Origin of the sequence: Streptomyces sp. NPDC056479, assembly GCF_042795335.1 — a bacterium.
GTDB lineage: Bacteria > Actinomycetota > Actinomycetes > Streptomycetales > Streptomycetaceae > Streptomyces.
The window spans coordinates 131,294-148,267 of sequence record NZ_JBHTRZ010000008.1 but is presented as its reverse complement, the minus strand read 5'-3'; the positions used below and the strand labels follow the sequence as shown (position 1 = coordinate 148,267).

At 71.0% G+C, this 16,974-nt stretch carries 16 protein-coding genes; 13 read left to right on the top strand and 3 right to left on the bottom strand.

Annotation, left to right across the window (positions count from 1 at the left end; genetic code table 11):
- Positions 1-137: 137 nt before the first annotated feature.
- Positions 138-947: an NAD-dependent epimerase/dehydratase family protein gene (locus ACFQ6S_RS29635; RefSeq protein WP_383416271.1), complete on the bottom strand. Its 810-nt coding sequence runs from the start codon at positions 945-947 to the stop codon at positions 138-140.
- A 247-nt stretch (positions 948-1,194) separates the two neighbouring features.
- Here ACFQ6S_RS29635 and ACFQ6S_RS29630 point away from each other — a divergent pair, with 247 nt between their 5' ends.
- Both ACFQ6S_RS29630 and ACFQ6S_RS29625 read left to right on the top strand, forming a co-directional pair.
- Positions 1,195-2,148, top strand: coding sequence for a 5-dehydro-4-deoxyglucarate dehydratase (locus ACFQ6S_RS29630; RefSeq protein ID WP_383416269.1), 954 nt, complete (start codon positions 1,195-1,197; stop codon positions 2,146-2,148).
- On the top strand, positions 2,145-3,308 hold the full coding sequence (locus ACFQ6S_RS29625; RefSeq protein WP_383416266.1) for a hypothetical protein: 1,164 nt from the start codon (positions 2,145-2,147) through the stop codon (positions 3,306-3,308). The genes ACFQ6S_RS29630 and ACFQ6S_RS29625 overlap by 4 nt, the downstream gene beginning before the upstream one ends.
- Here ACFQ6S_RS29625 and ACFQ6S_RS29620 read toward each other — a convergent pair.
- Positions 3,245-4,483: an MFS transporter gene (locus ACFQ6S_RS29620; protein ID WP_383416264.1), complete on the bottom strand. Its 1,239-nt coding sequence runs from the start codon at positions 4,481-4,483 to the stop codon at positions 3,245-3,247. The two genes, ACFQ6S_RS29625 and ACFQ6S_RS29620, sit on opposite strands and share 64 nt — an antisense overlap.
- A 217-nt stretch (positions 4,484-4,700) precedes the next feature.
- Here ACFQ6S_RS29620 and ACFQ6S_RS29615 point away from each other — a divergent pair, with 217 nt between their 5' ends.
- Both ACFQ6S_RS29615 and ACFQ6S_RS29610 read left to right on the top strand, forming a co-directional pair.
- Positions 4,701-5,171 (top strand): DUF6010 family protein, encoded by a 471-nt coding sequence (locus ACFQ6S_RS29615; RefSeq protein ID WP_383416262.1) that lies wholly within the window; start codon positions 4,701-4,703, stop codon positions 5,169-5,171.
- Between the two features lie 72 nt (positions 5,172-5,243).
- Positions 5,244-5,831 (top strand): TIGR03086 family metal-binding protein, encoded by a 588-nt coding sequence (locus ACFQ6S_RS29610; RefSeq protein WP_383416259.1) that lies wholly within the window; start codon positions 5,244-5,246, stop codon positions 5,829-5,831.
- A 70-nt stretch (positions 5,832-5,901) separates the two neighbouring features.
- Here the strand turns inward: ACFQ6S_RS29610 and ACFQ6S_RS29605 are convergent, their stop codons facing one another.
- Positions 5,902-6,591 (bottom strand): hypothetical protein, encoded by a 690-nt coding sequence (locus ACFQ6S_RS29605; RefSeq protein ID WP_383416256.1) that lies wholly within the window; start codon positions 6,589-6,591, stop codon positions 5,902-5,904.
- A 192-nt stretch (positions 6,592-6,783) separates the two neighbouring features.
- On the opposite strand from ACFQ6S_RS29605, the gene ACFQ6S_RS29600 reads away from it, so the two are divergent.
- The 9 genes from ACFQ6S_RS29600 (at position 6,784) to ACFQ6S_RS29560 (ending at position 16,958) form a co-directional block, all read left to right on the top strand.
- Positions 6,784-7,452, top strand: coding sequence for a GntR family transcriptional regulator (locus ACFQ6S_RS29600; protein ID WP_383416253.1), 669 nt, complete (start codon positions 6,784-6,786; stop codon positions 7,450-7,452).
- The gene (locus ACFQ6S_RS29595) at positions 7,449-8,357 is read left to right on the top strand and encodes a dihydrodipicolinate synthase family protein (protein ID WP_383416250.1); all 909 of its coding nucleotides are present in this window, start codon (positions 7,449-7,451) and stop codon (positions 8,355-8,357) included. Before ACFQ6S_RS29600 ends, ACFQ6S_RS29595 begins: the two co-directional genes overlap by 4 nt.
- On the top strand, positions 8,354-10,084 hold the full coding sequence (araD, locus tag ACFQ6S_RS29590) for an L-arabinonate dehydratase (RefSeq protein WP_383416247.1): 1,731 nt from the start codon (positions 8,354-8,356) through the stop codon (positions 10,082-10,084). The genes ACFQ6S_RS29595 and araD overlap by 4 nt, the downstream gene beginning before the upstream one ends.
- A 126-nt stretch (positions 10,085-10,210) precedes the next feature.
- Entirely contained in the window at positions 10,211-11,146 is a 936-nt protein-coding gene (locus ACFQ6S_RS29585) for a carbohydrate ABC transporter permease (protein ID WP_383416244.1), read from the top strand.
- The gene (locus ACFQ6S_RS29580) at positions 11,143-12,039 is read left to right on the top strand and encodes a carbohydrate ABC transporter permease (RefSeq protein ID WP_383416241.1); all 897 of its coding nucleotides are present in this window, start codon (positions 11,143-11,145) and stop codon (positions 12,037-12,039) included. The genes ACFQ6S_RS29585 and ACFQ6S_RS29580 overlap by 4 nt, the downstream gene beginning before the upstream one ends.
- Before the next feature lie 11 nt (positions 12,040-12,050).
- Complete coding sequence (locus tag ACFQ6S_RS29575) at positions 12,051-13,421, top strand: polysaccharide lyase family 1 protein (RefSeq protein WP_383416238.1); 1,371 nt, start codon at positions 12,051-12,053, stop codon at positions 13,419-13,421.
- Complete coding sequence (locus tag ACFQ6S_RS29570) at positions 13,418-14,572, top strand: Gfo/Idh/MocA family protein (RefSeq protein ID WP_383416235.1); 1,155 nt, start codon at positions 13,418-13,420, stop codon at positions 14,570-14,572. The genes ACFQ6S_RS29575 and ACFQ6S_RS29570 overlap by 4 nt, the downstream gene beginning before the upstream one ends.
- Positions 14,572-15,462: a PmoA family protein gene (locus ACFQ6S_RS29565; RefSeq protein ID WP_383416232.1), complete on the top strand. Its 891-nt coding sequence runs from the start codon at positions 14,572-14,574 to the stop codon at positions 15,460-15,462. The genes ACFQ6S_RS29570 and ACFQ6S_RS29565 overlap by 1 nt, the downstream gene beginning before the upstream one ends.
- A complete protein-coding gene (locus ACFQ6S_RS29560) occupies positions 15,459-16,958 on the top strand; it encodes a family 43 glycosylhydrolase (protein ID WP_383416229.1) in 1,500 nt (499 codons plus the stop codon). Before ACFQ6S_RS29565 ends, ACFQ6S_RS29560 begins: the two co-directional genes overlap by 4 nt.
- Positions 16,959-16,974: the final 16 nt, after the last annotated feature.

The window sequence follows — 16,974 nt, the reverse complement described above, 5'->3', positions numbered from 1 at the left end:
GGGTGCCCGTCTCGGACCTGCGTGGTTGTGGTGGGGCAGGTGAGATCGGGCGCGTGTGGTGCCCGAATGCGCGGGCGGCGGGCCCGTTCGATGCCCGCCCGCCTCCCGCGACGGCTCGTTTCAGTCAGCGCGCGGTATCAGTACGGCCAGATCGGCGGGTCGCTCACGAAGTGGCCGCCCAGGTAGGCGTGCGCGATGTTCTCCGGGTCGAGCTCGCCCTGCTCGGCGATGAGCTTCTCCGCGAACGGCTCGGAGTCGTCCTGGGGCTCGTAGCCGAGCGCGCGGGCGGTGCCGAGGTCCCACCACAGGCGGGTGTTCGCGGACGAGCCGTGGACGACGGTGTGCTCCACGTCCTCGGCGGTGAGGGCCGCGTGGAAGAGCCGGGCGCCGTCGGCGGGGCTCATCCACACCGAGAGCATGCGGACGCTGGTGGGCTCGGGGAAGCAGGAGCCGATGCGCACGGACACGGTCTCCATGCCGTGCTTGTCCCAGTAGAACTGCGCCAGGTCCTCGCCGAAGGACTTGGACAGACCGTAGAAGGTGTCCGGGCGGCGCGGGGTGCCGATGGGGATGAGGGGATCGTCGCCCTGGGGGCGGGGTGTGAAGCCGACCGCGTGGTTGGACGAGGCGAAGACGATCCGTTCGACGCCCTGCTCGCGAGCGGCCTCGTACAGGTGGTAGGTGCCCTCGATGTTCGCCTTGAGGATCTTCTCGAACGGGGCTTCCAGGGAGATGCCCGCGAGATGGATGATCGCGTCGACGCCCCGCACGGCCTCGCGCAGCGCCGCCCGGTCGGCGAGGTCGGCGACGATCGCGTCCGGCTCGCCCTCGATGGGGCGCAGATCGAGCAGCCGCAGCTCATAGCCGTAGGCCGGGAGCAGGTCCCGCATCAGGGTGCCGAGGCCGCCGGCGGCGCCGGTGAGCAGAACGGTGCGGGGTGCGGGCATCCTCGGGGCTCCTTGGCTCGGCTTGGATCGGCGCGACTCAGCGACTGTATTCGTGGACGATATTCATATGCATGGACAAGCTAAGGATCGTCCGCCGATCACGTCAAGTGTGCAGCGGAGTCGGTGAATCCGCTGCCGTGTTGCCCGTTCGCCCGCTTGACCGGCCTTAATGCGGCTCCATAGGGTGGCATTGTTCAAGAATATGGACGTGGATCAGAAACGTGAGCGCCTGTTCTAGGGAGAGCCCGTGACGCCAGCCCCTCTCGCCGCACGCCTGAGCATCCCCGGCGGGCCGCTGTTCTTCCCCGTCACCGCCTACGGCCCCGACGGCTCGGTCGACCTGGACACCTACCGCACCCATGTGCGCCGGGGCGTCGAGGCCGGGGCGGCCGCCGTGTTCGCCTGCTGCGGCACCGGGGAGTTCCACGCGCTCACACCCGAGGAGTACCAGGCGTGCGTGCGGGCGGCCGTCGAGGCGGCGGACGGACGTGTACCGGTCGTCGCGGGCGCCGGGTACGGCACCGCCCTCGCCGTGCGCTACGCGAGGCTCGCCGAGGCGGCCGGCGCGGACGGGCTGCTCGCCATGCCGCCGTATCTCGTCGTCGCCGGGCAGGAGGGGCTGCTGCGGCACTACAAGGAGATCGCGGCGGCGACCGCGTTGCCCGTCATCGTCTACCAGCGCGACAACGCCGTGTTCACCCCGGCCACCGTCGTCGAACTGGCCCGCACGGACGGCGTCATCGGTCTCAAGGACGGCCTCGGCGACCTGGACCTCATGCAGCGGATCGTCAGCGCCGTACGCACCGAGTACCCCGGTGAATTCCTGTACTTCAACGGCCTGCCGACCGCCGAACAGACCCAGCTCGCCTACCGCGCCATCGGCGTCACGCTCTACTCCTCCGCCGTCTTCTGCTTCGCCCCCGAGATCGCCCTCGCCTTCTACGGGGCGCTGGAGGCCGGTGACGAGGCGAGGGCCACCCGCCTCCTGGACGGCTTCTACCGCCCGTTCGTCGAACTGCGAGCCCAGGGCCGCGGATACGCCGTCGCCCTCGTCAAGGCCGGCGTACGGCTGCGCGGGCTGGACGTGGGGGAGGTGCGGCCGCCGCTGCACGAGCCCAGCGAGGACCATGTCAAGCAGCTCGCCCAGGTGATCGAGCGCGGCTACGCGCTGCTGGAGAAGGATCCGGAGGAGGCCAAGTGAAGGCGTCGGCATTCGTCTACCCCTGGGACGTCAACGGAGACCCGGAGGCACCCGGGAGGATCGCCGCCCTCGGCGTGCGCCAGGTGACACTCGCCGCCGCCTACCACTCCACCCGCGCCCTCACCCCGCGCCACCCGCGCCACCGCATCGTCACCGCCGAGCACGCGGCCGTGCTCTACCCGTCGGACGACCGCTGGAAGGGCCGGGAGCTGCGCCCGTACCCGGCCGGCGACTGGGCGCCCGGCGACGCCTTCGGCGAGGCGGCCGCCGCGCTCGCGGACGCCGGCCTGGAGGTGCACACCTGGGTCGTCCTCGCGCACAACTCCCGCCTGGGCGCAGAGCATCCGGCCACCTCGGTCGTCAACGCCTACGGCGACCGCTATCCCTGGGCCCCGTGCATCGCCCAGCCCGCCACGCGTGCGTACCTCGTCGACCTGGCCGCCGAGGCCGCCGTACGCCCAGGAGCACGCGGCACCGAACTGGAGTCCCTCGGCTGGTACGGCCTTCAGCACCTGCACGCCCACGACAAGACGGCCGGGGTCCCCCTCGGGGACGCCGGGCACTATCTCATGGCGCTCTGCTTCTGCCCGACCTGCACGGAGGGCTACGGCGCCCAGGGCCTGGATGCCGAGGAGCTGGCGGCCGCCGTACGTGCCGCCCTGGAGCCGCTGTGGCAGGGGGCGCCGGACGACGGGGGCTGGGCCGGCGTCGAGAAGCTGCTCGGCTCCCGGACGGCGAAGGCCACACGCGCGTGGCGCGACGAAACCGCCCGCACCCTCCAGGAGACGGCGGTCCGGGCGGTCCGCGCCGCCGCCCCCGACGGCTTCCAGATCCTGCTGCACGCCGACCCCGTGACCCACCACGTCGGCGCCAACCCGGGCGTCGACCCCGAGCACATCCTCTCCGTCGCGGACGGAGTCGTCGTGCCCTGCGCGGGCGGGCCCGGTCTGCTCACGCCCTTCGCCGAGCCGGGCCGCGACGGCGCGGTCGTCGCCGCCAACCTGGGTGTGGTCTCCGGGATGGGCGGCAGCCCCGGCACGCTGGCGTCGGACGCGGCACGCGCGCGTGCGTTCGGGGCCACGGAGATCCGGCTCTATCACGCGGGGTTGGCGTCGGACGGGGACCTGGCCGCGGTACGCGAGGGGCTCGCCGCGCTCTGAAGCAGCGGTACGGCGGTCAGCAGCCATACCGGGCCCAGTACGGCCAACAGCAGCCGTACGTCGAGCAGTTCGACCAGGGCTGCGCCCACCGCCAGCCCGATGACGTTCGGCGTGAAGACGAGCGTGTTGGCCGTGGCGGCCGTACGGCCGAGCAGCGCGTCCGGCGTCTCGCGCTGCACGGCCGTGAGCGCGGCGATCAGGACACAGGGCAGCCCCACGCCGCTCGCCGCGCTGCACACCAGGGCCACCGGGTCGGACGGGATCGCCCGCAGACCCGCGGCGACGGCCGTCAGGGCGATGCCGTACCCGGCGAAACGGCGTTCGCCGAGGCGGCGCAGTGCCGGGCCGGACAGCAGCCCGATCACCACCGAACCGGCGCCCTGGACGGCGTACAGCACACCGGCGTACGCGGGAGCGTGTCCGAGGCCGTCGATGACGGCGTAGATCATCGCGCCGCCGAACCCGGCGAACAGCATGGTGCTGCCGCCCGCCAGGACGAGCGGGCGCAGCCGGGGGTGCGCCCACAGATGGCGGGCGCCCTCGACGGTCTGCGCCCGCCAGCCCCCGGTCGGCGGCTCGGGCCTGCTCTCACGCACCCGCAGGCACGCGTACAGGCCGGTCGCGAGCACGAAGGTGACGGCGTCGAGCAGCGCGACGCTCGCGCCGCCGTACGTCGCGTAGACACCCGCGCCGGCCAGCGGGGCGAGGAGCTTCATGCCCTCGTTGGCCGTCATCCGCAGTCCGTTGAAGTCGCCGAGCAGGGAGGTGGGGACGGCGCTCGCGACCAGGGCGGACTCGGCGGCGTCATGGACGACGCCCGCGGCGCCATAGCCGAACAGCACGGCGAACACGAGCCACACCCGATCCGGTGAGTCGACCAGGAACAGGGCCGGCAGCAGCGCGGCCAGGAGCAGGTTCGTGCCGATCAGCAGGGGCTTGCGGCGGTTGCGGTCGGCGAGCGTGCCGAGAAGCGGGCCGGCCAGGGTGGGCGCCCACATGGCGAGCATGCAGAGCGCGGCCAGGCCGTCGGAGCCCGTGAGGTCCTTGACCCATACGCCGGACACCAGCCACAGCGCCGAGGTACCGAAGCCGGAGACCACTACTCCGGCGAGATAGAGACCGGCGTTGCGATCTCGCAGGACGCGGGGGAGGGCTCGGGGGGTGGTGGTCGTCATGCCTGGTCACTGTGCGGCTAAGGCGGGGGTGTGGGGATCGGGCAGTTGCCCTAGCCGGGGGCACCACCGGAGACCATTCGGCACCACCGGACATGGTGATCCTCCGAGAGGTCGGCGGGAATCCGTTGGAAGCTGTCGATTCGGCCACTGGGGTGGATGAGGCCCCGGTCCTAGCGTGGTGAGCGGTCCAAGTCACCGGTCGGAAAAGGCACTTCCCATGCAATACGTCGCGCCCATCGGCGTCGGTCTCCTCTACGCCCTTTTGATGTCCCTCATCCGGGAACCGCATCGTCGCCGCTTCAACGCGGTCATGGTCGCCGGAGCGGGCGCCGCCTATCTGAGCGGCGGCGGTCTGGGCGGCTGGGAATTCGCGTTCACCGCGGTGGCCACCTACGTCGCCTGTCGCGGCCTGGAGTCATGGACTTTCATCGGCGTCGCCTGGCTGCTGCACACCGCATGGGACATCGTCCACCACATCAAGGGCAACCCGATCATCCCGTTCGCCCACACCTCCTCACTGGGCTGCGCGATCTGCGACCCGGTGATCGCGCTGTGGTGCTTCGCGGGCGGGAGGACGCCGAGGGAGCTGGTGGAGTGGGTTCGGAGGGCCAGGGGGCGGAAGGAGAGCGTGGCGGCGGGGGAGAGGGCCCGAGTGGGGGAGGTGGAAGCCGGGGGGACCGTGGCGTAGGGCGCTTCACCGATGAGTTTCGTCCCCGCCGCCGGTCCACCTCTCAGGAACAGATCTGTGAGGAGCCAGCCCATGACCGACACGACCCTCGACCTCGGACCGCAGACCCGCGTCGTCGCCCGTCTCGCGGACGCCGTCACCGACGAGCAGCTCTCGGCGCCGACGCCGTGCCCTGACATGGCGGTGCGCAACATGCTGGGCCATCTGCTCGGCCTGACCGTCGCCTTTCGTGACGCCGGCCGCAAGGACCTGGGCCCCACGACCGACACCGATCCGGGATCCGCCCTCCCGGACATCGGCCCTGGTTGGCGCGAGGAGCTGCCCAAGGTGCTCGACGAGCTGGCCGACGTGTGGCGCGCCCCGGACGCCTGGACCGGCATGACCCGCGCGGGCGGCGTGGATCTGCCCGGTGCCGTGGCCGGCGCGGTGGCCGTGGACGAGCTGGTGATCCACGCCTGGGATCTGGCGGTGGCCACGGGGCAGCCGTACGCACCTGACCCGGCCGCCCTCCAGATGTCCCACGACTTCCTGCGCGCCGCGGCCGACGCCGGCGACCGCGGAGGCGGCATCTTCGGCCCGGTCGTCCCGGTACCGGACGAGGCGCCGCTGTTGCACCGGGCGGTGGGGTTGAGCGGGCGGGATCCGGGCTGGCGCCGGTGAACCAAGGGCAGTGAACCAGGGCCAATGAATCAGGTGGTCTCAGCCGGATCGTCCCGGCGTCCCGGGCTTCCTAGCCGATCTGGACCTCGACCCGATGGCGCAGATACTCGTCGGAGTGGCCCCGCGCGATGCGGACCGCCTCGGCCACCAGGTCGTGCAGGTCCGCCCGATGGCGCCGGGGGTCGAGCCAGAGTCCCGGCAGGAGACAGCGTCGTACGTCGAGCTCCTCGTTGGCCACGAACTCGCGCAGCGCGGCCTCCTGCCACTCGGCGTCCAGTTCGGCCGTCGCCTCCCACTCGGCCCGGCTTTCGGGGGTCGGCTCCGATGAGCCGGCGCGATACTGCGGCGGCACCTGCGTCCAGTACCAGGCTCGGGCGGCTCCGGCGCGCTCTTCGTTGCTTCCCGTGCGCAAAGACGAGATCAGTGCCGTTCGCACCCGGCGGCGGCCGAACGCCGTCACGGCGGGCTCGACGAACTGGCGGTTGAAACTGGGGTTCGGATCATGCACGGCCGCGCGGAGCAGTGGTGCGAAGAGCCGCTCCGGCAGCTCGCCCAGCCCGCTCAGCGCCTGCCGCGTCCGCTTGCGTGCGTGCCGTTCCCATTCGCGACCGTCCAGCCGCCCCTCGGCCGGGAGATCGGCGCCGGCCAGTCGGGCGAGTTCCGCCAGGTGCCGGTGGAACACGAGCCGTCGGTCCCGCGACGGGTCGGGGAGTGGTGCGAACAACTTCGGCCCGTCCTGGCCCTGTTCCGCATCCGCCATCGGTCGTCTCCCCCCTGAGGTGCCGTCGGCCCAGCCTATGCGGTGTGACACCAACTTCCTTTGTCAGAAGCGTTGACGAATCCTGCGCCCCCTCCTACCTTCATCGCGTCGTACTTCGTACGTCATATATGAGACGCGATACGTGAGATCCCATACGCGAGAGCCAATCCCGCGAAGATCCGAGAGGCGCGCATGACCTCTGTGCCCACGCCGATCCCCTCCCGCACGCAGTTCGTGCTGGAGGCGATCAAACGCCGCATCCTCACCGGGCAGTTGACGCCAGGTCAGGCCCTGGTCGAGACCGAGCTCGCCGCGCAGTTCGGGGTGTCGAAGACCCCGGTGCGCGAGGCGCTCAAGACGCTGGCCGGGACCGGGCTGGTCGTGATGAACCAGTACAAGGGCGTCACGGTGCGCATGGTGGACGCGGACATGGCGCGCGAGGTCTACGACGTGCGGCTACTCCTCGAACCCGAGGCGCTCAAGCGGGCCGTGCGGCGCGGCGCCTCCCTCGACGTCGCCCGAGACGCCCTGACCCGCGCCGACGCGGCCACCGACACGGCCGAACGGTCGCTCGCCAACCGGGAGTTCCACCGCGCCCTGTACCTGCCGTGCGGCAACCCGCTGCTCGGCCGGATGCTCGATGAAGTGCGGGATCAGGCGGCCCTCGTCTCGGCCGTCGCCTGGGCCGCCTCGCCCTCCTGGGAGCGGGAGGCCGGCGAGCACCGGGAGATTCTGCGGCTGGCGATCGAAGGGGACGGAGACGGCGCCGCGCGTGCCCTGCACGCCCACATCGCGTCGTTCGTGCGACGGGCCTTCCCGGACGCGGGAGTCGAGGCCCAGGGAGAGGACGGACCGGCATGACGACGACGTTCGAGCCCCAGCGGACGGCCCTGGCCGACGTGGTGGCGATCCCGGTGACCCCGTTCGCCGAGGACGGCAGCGTCGACCAGGATGCCCACCGGGCCCTGCTGCGTCGTCTGCTCGACGGCGGTGTCACCACCCTCACCCCCAACGGCAACACCGGCGAGTTCTACACCCTCACCCCCGAAGAACGCCGCCTCGTCACCGAGTTGACCATCGACGAGGCCGGCGGCCGCGCCGCGATCCTCGTCGGCGTCGGCCATGACGTGCCCACCGCCGTCGCCTCCGCCCGGTACGCCCGCGACCTCGACGCGCAGATGGTGATGGTCCATCAGCCGGTGCACCCGTATGTCTCGCAGAGCGGTTGGGTCGACTATCACCGCGCCATCGCCGCCGCCGTCCCCGACCTCGGCGTCGTGCCGTACATCCGCAACGCCCAGCTCAGTGGCGCGCGCCTCGCCGAACTCGCCGACGACTGCCCGAACGTCATCGGTGTGAAGTACGCCGTCCCGGACGCCGCCAAGTTCGCCGCGTTCGCCCGTGACGCCGGCCTGGAGCGCTTCGTGTGGGTCGCCGGGCTCGCCGAACCGTACGCCCCCTCGTACTTCTCGGCGGGTGCCACCGGCTTCACCTCCGGGCTGGTGAACGTCGCCCCGGCCGTCTCCATGAATATGATCGAAGCGCTTCGAGCCGGCGACTACCCCGCCGCGATGAAGGTCTGGGAGCAGATCCGCCGCTTCGAGGAACTGCGCGCCGCCAACGGCTCCGCCAACAACGTCACCGTCGTCAAGGAGGCCCTCGCCGCCCTCGGCCTGTGCCGCCGCGACGTCCGGCCGCCCAGCCGGGAACTGCCCGAGGACGAGCGCGCCGAGGTCGCCGCCATCGCCGCCGGGTGGTCGATATGACCGGCAGGAAGCGCCCCGAGGAACTCAGAAGCCATCAGTGGTACGGCACCGAGGGCCAGCTGCGCACCTGGTCGCACAACGCCCGCATGCGCCAGCTGGGATACGAGGCGGAGGAGTACCGGGGCCGTCCGGTGATCGCCGTCCTCAACACCTGGTCCGACATCAACCCCTGCCACGTCCATCTGCGCGAGCGGGCCGAGGCGGTCAAGCGGGGGGTGTGGCAGGCCGGGGGCTTCCCGCTCGAGTTCCCGGTCGCCACGCTCTCGGAGACGTATCAGAAGCCGACCCCGATGCTCTACCGCAACCTGCTCGCGATGGAGACCGAGGAGCTGCTGCGGTCGTATCCGATCGACGCGGCGGTGCTGCTCGGCGGCTGCGACAAGTCGACACCGGCGCTGCTCATGGGCGCTGCCTCGGCCGACGTACCGTCGATCTTCGTGCCCGCGGGGCCCATGCTGCCGGGGCACTGGCGGGGTGAGACCCTCGGGTCCGGCACCGACATGTGGAAGTACTGGGACGAGCACCGCGCGGGCAACCTCACGGACTGTGAACTGCGGGAGCTCCAGGGCGGTTTGGCGCGGTCGCCCGGTCACTGCATGACCATGGGGACCGCGTCCACGATGACCGCGGCCGCCGAAGCACTCGGCATGACGCTGCCGGGCGCCTCCTCGATTCCGGCCGTCGACTCCGGGCACGAGCGGATGGCCGCCGCCTCCGGGCGCCGCGCCGTGGAGCTCGCCTGGACCGGGCTCAAGCCGTCCGGGATCCTCACCCGCGAGGCCTTCGAGGACGCCGTCACCACGGTGCTCGGGCTCGGCGGCTCCACCAACGCGGTCATCCATCTGATCGCGATGGCCGGCCGCTGCCAAGTGCCCCTCACCCTCGATGACTTCGACCGCATCGCGCGTACCGTGCCGGTGCTCGCCAACGTACGTCCCGGCGGACGGACGTATCTGATGGAGGACTTCTACTTCGCCGGCGGCCTGCCCGCCTTCCTCTCCCGGATCACCGACCTGCTGCACCTGGACCGGCTGACGGTCAGCGGCACTCTGCGGGAGCAGCTCCAGGGCGCCGTCGTCCACAACGACGACGTCATCCGCACCCGCGAGAACCCGGTCGCCGGCGAGGGCGGCGTCGCCGTGCTGCGTGGAAACCTGTGCCCGGACGGCGCCGTCATCAAGCACATCTCGGCCGAGCGCCACCTGCTCAAGCACACCGGCTCCGCCGTCGTCTTCGACGACTACAAGACGATGCAGCGGACCATCAACGACCCGTCGCTGAACATCACCGCCGACAGCGTGCTGGTGCTGCGCAACGCCGGGCCCAAGGGCGGGCCGGGGATGCCCGAGTACGGCATGCTGCCGATCCCCGACCACCTGCTGAAGCAGGGCGTACGGGACATGGTGCGGATCTCCGACGCCCGGATGAGCGGGACGAGTTACGGCGCGTGCGTGCTGCACGTGGCGCCCGAGTCGTACATCGGCGGACCGCTCGCCCTCGTGCGCACAGGGGACGGCATCACCCTCGACGTCGAGAGCCGTCTCCTCCAACTCAACGTGGACGACGAGGAGTTGCAGCGCCGAAGGGCTGGGTGGACACCGCCGCCCGCCCGATACGAGCGTGGCTACGGCGCGCTCTACAACGAACAGATCACCCAGGCCGACACCGGCTGCGACTTCGAGTTCCTGGCGCGGGCCGGCAAGGTGCAGGACCCGTACGCGGGCTGAACCGCCCTCGACCCACTGTCTCGTTTGGTCGAGATCCCGAACGATGATCGGAAAGCGCTTCCCGAGAACGACTTCACCGAGAACGGCTTCACCGAGAAACGGCTTCACCGAGAACGGAGAACTGTCATGGCCCAAGCCGCAGCCGTGGCGAAACCGCCCGCGCCACCCCGGCGGCGCCGTACCTCCGCCACGCCGCGCAGGCTCCCGTATCTGCTGATCGCCCCGGCGGCCCTGCTCATGCTGGGCTTCATCGCCTACCCGGTCATCAGCGTCTTCTACTACAGCCTGCAGGAGTACAACCCGACCAAGCCATGGCGGAACGGCTTCACCGGCCTCGACAACTTCGTCCACGCCTTCACCGACGACCCGCTGTTCTGGGACACGCTGGTCTTCAGCGCCAAGTGGGTGGTCGTCGAGGTCGGGCTGCAGCTGCTGTTCGGGCTCGCGCTCGCGCTGATCGTCAACCAGACCTTCGCGGGCCGGGCGCTGGGCCGGGCGCTCGTCTTCTCGCCGTGGGCCGTCTCCGGCGTGCTGACCTCGGCGATCTGGGTGCTGCTCTACAACTCCCAGACGGGCATCACCCGTTACCTGGCGGACGTCGGCGTCGGTTCCTACGGCACCAGCTGGCTGTCGGACACCTCCACCGTGTTCCCGGCGGCGATCGTCGCCGATCTGTGGCGCGGTGTGCCGTTCTTCGCGATCCTCATCCTCGCCGACCTCCAGTCCGTCTCGAAGGACCTGTACGAGGCCGCCGAGGTCGACGGGGCCGGCCGGATCAAGCAGTTCCTGCACATCACGCTGCCCCATCTGAAGGACGCGATCGTGCTGTCCACGCTGCTGCGCGCGGTGTGGGAGTTCAACAACGTCGACCTGCTCTACACGCTGACCGGCGGCGGCCCGGCGGGAGTGACCACGACCCTGCCGCTCTACATCGCCAACACCAGCGTCGACGCGCACAACTTCGGCTACGCGTCCGCCCTGACCACGGTCGCGTTCGTGATCCTGCTCTTCTGCTCGATGGTCTATCTGCGGCTGAGCAAGTTCGGAGGTGAGGACAAATGAGCGTGAAGGAAGCCACCAAGGCCGCGCCCGCGCCCCTGCGCGCCGCACCCGAGCCGCCGCGTCCGACGAAGCGGAACCGTTCCTGGGACGAGGTCCCGCGCTGGCAGATCTACCTCCCGCTGTCGGTCTACCTGGTCTTCACCCTGATCCCCTTCTACTGGATCCTGCTGTTCTCCCTGCGCCCGGCCGGTTCGACCTCGCTCGTGCCCTGGCCGATGACCTTCGACCACTTCGAGAAGGTCTGGACGGAGCGGAGCTTCGGCACCTACTTCCAGAACAGCGTGCTCGTCGGCGTCGTCACCCTGCTGATGACGACCCTCGTCGCCCTGGCCGGCGGCTACGCGCTCGCGCGCTTCAACTTCAGGGTCAAGCGTGCCTTCATGCTCGCCCTGCTCTGCTCCCAGTTCGTGCCGGGCGCGCTGCTTCTGGTGCCGCTGTTCGAGATCTTCGCCGAGCTCCAGATGATCAACTCACTGGGCAGCGTCATCATCGCGGAGACGGTGTTCCAACTGCCGCTGTCGATGATCCTGATCAGCAACTTCATCAAGAACGTGCCGTACTCCCTGGAGGAGGCGGCCTGGGTCGACGGCTGCAACCGGATGACGGCGTTCAGGATCGTCGTCCTGCCGCTGCTGCGGCCCGGTCTGATCGCCGTCGGCTCCTTCGCCTTCGTGCACTCCTGGAACCACTTCCTGTTCGCCCTGATGTTCCTCAACAACCAGGAGAAACAGACCATCCCGGTCGGCCTCAACACCCTGATGGGCGCGGACAGTGTGGACCTGGGTGCGTTGGCCGCCGGCGGCATCATTGCGGCGGTGCCGGTGGTGATTGTGTTCGCCTTCATTCAGAAGTGGCTGATCACGGGCTTCAGTGCCGGGGCGGTGAAGGGATGAGGGCCCGTCACATGATTGTGGTGACAGCGCTGTTGGGGCTCCTCTGCGTCCCTGCTCACGCCGGCGCCGCTGGAAGTGCCGCGATCGGTGGTCGAGCGTCTGCTTCGCCGTCGTGGCTGGTCGCGCAGTTCCCCGCGCCCCTTGAGGGCGTTGCCCCTCTCGGCGATATCAGCCGCGAGACTCTTCCCCTCAACGACGGCTGGGCCGCGGCCGGCGGTGGTACCACGGGGGGTTCCACCGCCGACGACGCCCACGTCTTCACCGTACGCAACCGCGGTGAGCTCGTCCGTGCCCTCGATGGCGGCAGCTCCACCCCGAAGATCATCAGGATCGCCGGCACCATCGACGCCAACACCGACGACGACGGTGACCACCTGGACTGCGCCGACTACGCCACCGACGGCTACGGCACGGCCAAGTACCTGGCCGCCTACGACCCGCGCACCTGGGGCTCCGCCAAGCCCAGCGGCCCGCAGGAGGAGGCCCGGCAGGCCTCGGCGGCCAAGCAGGCCGAGCGGATCGAGCTGACCGTCGGTTCCCACACCACCATCGTCGGACTCGGCGACGACGCCGTTCTCGAGGGCGCGAGCCTCCAGGTCAAGGACGCGAGCAACGTCATCGTCCGCAACCTCGAACTGCGCGACGCCTACGACTGCTTCCCCGTGTGGCAGCCCAACACAGGCGGCCTCGGCGACTGGAAGACGGCGTACGACAACATATGGCTGCGCGGCGCCACCCATGTGTGGATCGACCATGTGACCCTCAGCGACAAGGGTCACCCGGACGAGCGGGAGCCCACGTACTTCGGCCGCAACTACCTCCGCCACGACGGGCTGCTGGACATCACCAACGCCTCCGACCTGGTCACCGTCTCCTGGAGCCGGTTCGCCGACCATGACAAGGCGATCCTCATCGGCAACGGCGACACGGCCACCGGCGACCGCGGCAGGCTCCGTGTCACCCTGCACCACAACGCGTTCGAGTCCGTCGTCCAGCGAGCGCCCCGCGTCCGCTTCGGGCAGGTGCACCTCTACAACAACCGGTACGTCGTCCCGGCCGACGCCCACGACTACCGCTACTCCGTCGGAGTGTCGACCGAGTCGGCGATCCACGCCGAGAACAACGCCTTCCACACGCCCGGCCACATCGAGGTCGCCGACCTGGTCAAGAGCTGGAACGGCAGTGCCCTCCACCAGTCCGGCACCCTCTTCAACGGCTACCCGGTCGACCTGCTCGCCATCTACAACGCCTACAACTCGGGCAGCGAGCGAGACCTCACGGCCGACCTCGGCTGGAAACCTACGCTGCACACAAAGATCGACAGCGCCGCGGCGGCCGACCGAGCGGTGGCACGCGGCGCGGGCGCAGGGAGGTTCCCATGAGCACCGCCGTATCCATCGTCCTCGCGGGCGCGCGCGGCCACGGCCGCTGGCACCTCGACAACATCCGCCGGCTCCAGGACAAGGGCATCGTGCGGCTGGCGGGGATCTGCGAACTGACCCCGCTGACGGCCGAAGAGATCCCTGAGGGCCTCGGGACGCCGGAACAGTCCGCGGACTTCGGCGCCCTCCTCGACGCCACCGGCGCCAGGATCGCGGTGATCTGCACACCGATCCCGACCCACACCGACCTGGCGCTGACGGCCGCGCGCAGGGGCGTGCACATCCTGCTGGAGAAGCCGCCCGCCCCGTCCTACGCCGAGTTCCGGCGCATGGCGGACGGGGTCGCCGAGGCCGGGGTCGTGTGTCAGATCGGCTTCCAGTCGCTGGGCTCGGGTGCCGTGCCCGCGATCCGGACGCTGCTGGCCGAGGGGGCGATCGGCGAGATCGCCGGCATCGGCGGTGCGGGTGCCTGGGCGCGTCCCGAGGCGTACTACCGGCGGGCGCCCTGGGCGGGCAAGCGCCGGCTGAACGGCGTCGACGTGATCGACGGGGTGCTCACCAACCCGCTCGCGCACGCGGTCGCCACCGCGCTCGCCCTGGGCGGCACCGTGCGCGCCGACGACGTCACCGCCATCGAGACCGAGCTGCTGCGGGCCAACGCCATCGAGTCCGACGACACCTCCTGCGTCCGCGTCACCACGACCGGCCCCCAGATCGTCGTCGCCGCCACCCTGTGCGCCGAGGACCCCGACGAGCCCTATGTCGTCGTCCACGGCGATCAAGGCCGGATCACCTTCTGGTACAAGCAGGACCGCGTCCTGCTCCAGCGCGCGAACCGTGGACCGGAGGAGTTCCGGTACGGCCGCACCGACCTGCTGGAAAACCTCGCCCGGCACCTGACCGACGGCACCGACCCGCTGGTCACACCCGACGCGACCGGCGCTTTCATGAGGGTCGTTGAAGCGATTCGACTGGCCCCCGACCCGACCCCGCTGCCCGCCGACGCCTGGCGTCTGCTCTCCGACGAGCACCGCCGGGTCGTGCCCGGCATCGACGGTCTGGTCGCGGCCGCCGCCGACTCCCTCGCCCTCTACTCCGAGCTGGGCGCTTCCTGGGCGCTCCCGGCACGAACGAAAGTGGTGAGCACCTGATGAACCCCCACGACACCCCGGGCTTGCGCGTCGCGGGCCGACCGGTCGGCCGCTACGTCACCCGGCCGGAACTCCCGCCCCGGCTCTCCCCGCGGCCGTATCTGCACCCCGTCACCACCCTGGCCGGCACGGCCGTCACCGAGCTGAGTCCAGCCGACCACACACACCACCTCGGCGTCGGTGTCGCCGTCCCCGACGTCGAGGGGGCCAACTTCTGGGGCGGGCGCACCTATGTCCGCGACCAGGGCCCGAGCGAACTCGACAACCACGGCGCCCAGCGGCACTCCTCCTTCCAGCTGCGCGACCCGGACGGCTTCGTCGAGGAACTGCGCTGGGTGGCGGCCGGCGCCGAGCTGCTGCGCGAGCGCCGCACGGTCGCGGCCACCGAACTGACCTCGACGGCCTGGGCGCTGGACTTCACCTTCTCCCTCACCAACGTCACCGCGCGCCCGCTGTCGATCGGCAGCCCGGCGACCAACGGACGGCCCGGCGCGGCCTACGGCGGCTTCTTCTGGCGGGCCCGCAAGGAGCAGCGGCCCCCGGAGGTCTTCACCGTCGACCGCGAGGGCGAGGCGGCCGTGCACGGCACCCGCGCCGACTGGGTCGCCCTCGCGGGGTGGGGGTCCGCAGCCCGCGAGGGCGAGGGCGAGGCCGAGAGCGGGGGAAGCTGGACGCTCGTCTTCGCCGGGGCCACCGAACGGACCCGGCAGGACCCGTGGTTCGTGCGCGCCGAGGAGTACCCGGGCGTCGGGTCCTCGCTGGCGTCCGAGGAGCGGCTGGCCGTCGCGCCGGGGGAGACCGCCGTCCGGCGGATCGTCACCGTCGTCGCCGACGGACGCCTTCCCCGGCTCGAGGCGGCGGCCCTGGTCCGCAAGGCGGTGAGCCAGTGACGTACACGAACCCCGTCCTGAACGCGGACTTCTCCGACCCGGACGTCGTCCGTGTCGGCGACGACTTCTACCTCACCGCCTCCAGCTTCGGCCGTGCCCCGGGCCTGCCCCTGCTGCATTCCCGGGACCTCGTCAACTGGACGCTGGTCGGCCACGCGCTGGAACGCCTGGAGCCGGAGGGGGAGTTCACCGCCCCGCGCCACGACTGCGGGGTCTGGGCCCCCTCCCTGCGGCACCACGACGACCGCTTCTGGATCTTCTGGGGCGACCCCGACCAGGGCATCCTCCAGGTCAACGCCCCCGAGATCCGCGGCCCCTGGACCCGCCCGCACCTGGTGAAGGCCGGCAAGGGCCTGATCGACCCCTGCCCCCTGTGGGACGACGACACCGGCGAGGCCTACCTCGTGCACGCCTGGGCCAAGTCCCGGTCGGGTGTGAAGAACCGCCTCACCGGCCACCGCATGCACCCCCACGGCACCGAACTCCTCGACGAGGGCAAGGTGATCGTCGACGGCGACCGGATCCCCGGCTGGTTCACCCTCGAAGGACCGAAGCTCCACCGGCACGACGGCTGGTTCTGGATCCTCGCGCCCGCCGGGGGAGTGGAGACCGGCTGGCAGGGCGCCTTCCGCTCGCGCGCCTTCTTCGGACCGTACGAGGAGCGGATCGTCCTCGAACAGAAGGACACCGACGTCAACGGACCGCACCAGGGCGGCTGGGTGCGCACCCCGACCGGTGAGGACTGGTTCCTGCACTTCCAGCAGCGCGGCGCGTACGGCAGGGTCGTCCACCTCCAGCCAATGCGCTGGGGCACGGACGGCTGGCCGGTGCTCGGGGCCGACGGCGCCCCCGTCGCCGTCCACCGGAAACCCGGGCTGCCCCCGCAGCCGCCGGCCGCGCCCGCCACCGACGACGACTTCCCCGGCGGACGCTTCGGACGGCAGTGGTCATGGACGGCCAACCCCCAGGACGGCTGGGCCACCCAGCACTCCGGCGACGGTCTGAGGCTGGCCTGCGTCCGCTCGGCCGACGCCCACGACCTGCGCAGACTGCCGCACGTCCTCACGCAGCGGCTGCCCGGCACGCCCTGCGCGGCGGAGGTCGAGCTGCGGCTGGACAGCGAGGAGCCGGGGGCACGGGCGGGGCTCGCGGTGCTCGGGGACGCGTTCGGCTGGATCGGGCTCCAGCGCGGCGCCGACGGCGAGGTGAGGGTCGTTCACCGGTTCGCGGAGGCCGTTGCCGAGAGGGAACGGGACGCCGATCACGCGCGGCTCGCACCCAAGGGCCGGGTACGGCTGCGGATCGAGGTCGGGGCCGGGGCGCGATGCCGGTTCTTCTACGACGTCGGGGACGGCCCGCGTGCCTCGGGGCCGGTGTTCGCCGCCACGCCCTGGCGCTGGGTCGGCGCCCTGCTTGGCCTGTTCGCTCTCGCCCCCGCCGGAACCGGACACGCCGGCGCGGCAACCTTCTCGAACTTCAGGATCGACCCTCTGTAACGCACCTGACCCGTAA

Coding starts and splice junctions, on each gene's coding strand:
- ACFQ6S_RS29595 (WP_383416250.1), top strand. CDS start 7,449: ATGACGACGACGTTCGAGCCCCAGCGGACGGCCCTGGCCGACGTGGTG.
- araD (WP_383416247.1), top strand. CDS start 8,354: ATGACCGGCAGGAAGCGCCCCGAGGAACTCAGAAGCCATCAGTGGTAC.
- ACFQ6S_RS29610 (WP_383416259.1), top strand. CDS start 5,244: ATGACCGACACGACCCTCGACCTCGGACCGCAGACCCGCGTCGTCGCC.
- ACFQ6S_RS29565 (WP_383416232.1), top strand. CDS start 14,572: ATGAACCCCCACGACACCCCGGGCTTGCGCGTCGCGGGCCGACCGGTC.
- ACFQ6S_RS29575 (WP_383416238.1), top strand. CDS start 12,051: ATGATTGTGGTGACAGCGCTGTTGGGGCTCCTCTGCGTCCCTGCTCAC.
- ACFQ6S_RS29605 (WP_383416256.1), bottom strand. CDS start 6,591: ATGGCGGATGCGGAACAGGGCCAGGACGGGCCGAAGTTGTTCGCACCA.
- ACFQ6S_RS29600 (WP_383416253.1), top strand. CDS start 6,784: ATGACCTCTGTGCCCACGCCGATCCCCTCCCGCACGCAGTTCGTGCTG.
- ACFQ6S_RS29570 (WP_383416235.1), top strand. CDS start 13,418: ATGAGCACCGCCGTATCCATCGTCCTCGCGGGCGCGCGCGGCCACGGC.
- ACFQ6S_RS29620 (WP_383416264.1), bottom strand. CDS start 4,483: ATGACGACCACCACCCCCCGAGCCCTCCCCCGCGTCCTGCGAGATCGC.
- ACFQ6S_RS29615 (WP_383416262.1), top strand. CDS start 4,701: ATGCAATACGTCGCGCCCATCGGCGTCGGTCTCCTCTACGCCCTTTTG.
- ACFQ6S_RS29585 (WP_383416244.1), top strand. CDS start 10,211: ATGGCCCAAGCCGCAGCCGTGGCGAAACCGCCCGCGCCACCCCGGCGG.
- ACFQ6S_RS29635 (WP_383416271.1), bottom strand. CDS start 947: ATGCCCGCACCCCGCACCGTTCTGCTCACCGGCGCCGCCGGCGGCCTC.
- ACFQ6S_RS29580 (WP_383416241.1), top strand. CDS start 11,143: ATGAGCGTGAAGGAAGCCACCAAGGCCGCGCCCGCGCCCCTGCGCGCC.